Below are 1,930 nucleotides of genomic sequence, written 5' to 3' on the forward strand. Positions count from 1 at the left end.
ATGCAAAACTGATCCACTCCAACAATTGAAATCTGATCCACTTGTTTTCACTATGGTGCCTTTTCGGAGGCACTTTGATCACAAAAGAAGAACTCATGAAAATTCAGATTTTGCATCAGCAAGGCCTTTCACAACGTGCTATCGCCAAACAACTGGGCATATCACGTAACACGGTGAAGCGTTATCTTCGCGCCAAAATAGATACCCCGGTCTATTCGACCCGGACAAAAGGCCGTTCGCTGCTTAATCCCTATAAGTCCTTTTTACATTCACGTATTGCACAGGCCAAGCCCGTTCATCTGTCTGGTGAAGTCCTGTTCCGCGAACTCAAAGAACTCGGTTATACCGGCAGCTTGTCGTTGTTACGTCAGTACTTGTATCAGTACCGTGGCAAACCTGTGCCAGAGCCTGTAGTTCGGTTTGAAACCGAAGTGGGCAAGCAAATGCAGGTCGATTGGGGACAAATGCAAGGGGGTAAAGAGCCCATTCATGCATTTATCGCGGTGTTAGGGTATAGCCGGGCGATGATGGTGGTATTTACCGATAACATGCGTTACGCCACCCTGGAGCAGTGCCACCGCCTGACCTTTGATTACTTCCAGGGCGTCCCGCGCGAAGTGTGGTATGACAATATGAAAACCGTCGTCATTGAGCGTGATGCATACGGTGAAGGTGAGCATAAGCTCAACCAGGCGTTTTACCAGTTTGCCAAAAGCATGGGATTTATCCCCAAACTGTGCCACACCTACCGGCCTCAAACCAAAGGCAAGGTTGAGCGGATGGTTCGTTATGTACGGGACAACTTCTTCCGCCCCCTTCAAACCAAACTGATGGCACAGGGTCAGACACTGGATATAAACACCGCCAATGAACAGGCTGCCCTATGGCTTGAAACCGTGGCGCATCAACGTATCCATGACACCACCAAACAAAAGCCAGCAGAGCGGCTGGTGGAGGAACGTAAAGCCCTGCAGGCCTTGCCGCCTCACTTATTACCTGTCGCTTCGACGTTGCCCGAACACAGTTCGTTGCCGTTGTTAAGCGTGCTAAGTCAGCAACCGTTGCATCATGATCTGAGTATCTATGACCAACTGATGGAGGCCATATGAACCTGCAATTATCACGTCTTAGTGAACTTACTACAGCGTTACAGCTGCCAGGCATTGATGCCAATGCCTGTGATTTAGCTCAGCAAGCGGCGAAAGAAGAATGGGACTATCTGACCTTCCTTGAGCAGGTTCTCCAGTGTGAAAAGCGTTCCCGACACCAGCGCAAGCAGCATATATTTACGCGAATGGCAGGCTTCCCGGCGCTCAAAACATTGGAGGAATTTGATTATGCCTTCGCCTCTGGGGTGCCCAAAAGGCAGGTCACAGAGTTAGCTTCACTGTCATTTATAGAGCGGCAAGAAAACGTCGTCATGCTTGGACCATCGGGAGTAGGTAAAACCCATATTGCAGTAGCACTGGGCTACAAAGCGGTTCAGGCGGGGATCAAAACCCGCTTCGTGAGTGCATCTGATTTAATCCTGCAACTGGCCACAGCACAGCGTCAGGACAACTATAAGCAAGTGATGCAGCGCTCTGTTGTAGCGCCAAGGCTACTTATTATTGATGAAATCGGCTATCTGCCCTTTAGCGCACATGAGTCAAAATTATTGTTTGACGTGATAGCCAAACGGTATGAAAAAGGCTCAGTGATCCTGACCAGTAACTTGCCATTCGGTCAGTGGGGACAGGTGTTTGCTAACGATACAGCACTTACCTCAGCCATGTTAGACCGGGTTTTACATCACTCTCACATCTTACAAATTAAAGGAGAAAGCTATCGGATCAAAGAAAAGAAACAAGCCGGATTAATGGATAAACCCAAGGAGTAGTGGATCACTTTTAGATTGTTGCTGTGGATCACTTTTAGACTGTTGTTGACA

2 protein-coding genes are annotated in these 1,930 nt (G+C 48.5%); both read left to right on the plus strand.

Annotated elements, in window-relative coordinates:
* Positions 1 to 74 precede the first annotated feature (74 nt).
* Entirely contained in the window at positions 75 to 1,109 is a 1,035-nt protein-coding gene (istA, locus tag EMM73_RS19685) for an IS21 family transposase (protein WP_409994320.1), read from the plus strand.
* A complete protein-coding gene (gene istB, locus EMM73_RS19690; protein ID WP_127688464.1) occupies positions 1,106 to 1,879 on the plus strand; it encodes an IS21-like element helper ATPase IstB in 774 nt (257 codons plus the stop codon). Before istA ends, istB begins: the two co-directional genes overlap by 4 nt.
* Positions 1,880 to 1,930: the final 51 nt, after the last annotated feature.

The organism is Rheinheimera sediminis (assembly GCF_004005375.1).
In the GTDB taxonomy this organism is placed as follows: domain Bacteria; phylum Pseudomonadota; class Gammaproteobacteria; order Enterobacterales; family Alteromonadaceae; genus Pararheinheimera.

What these genes read in the sequence shown, in the direction of transcription:
- istB (WP_127688464.1), top strand. Translation starts at nt 1,106, where the DNA reads ATGAACCTGCAATTATCACGTCTTAGTGAACTTACTACAGCGTTACAG.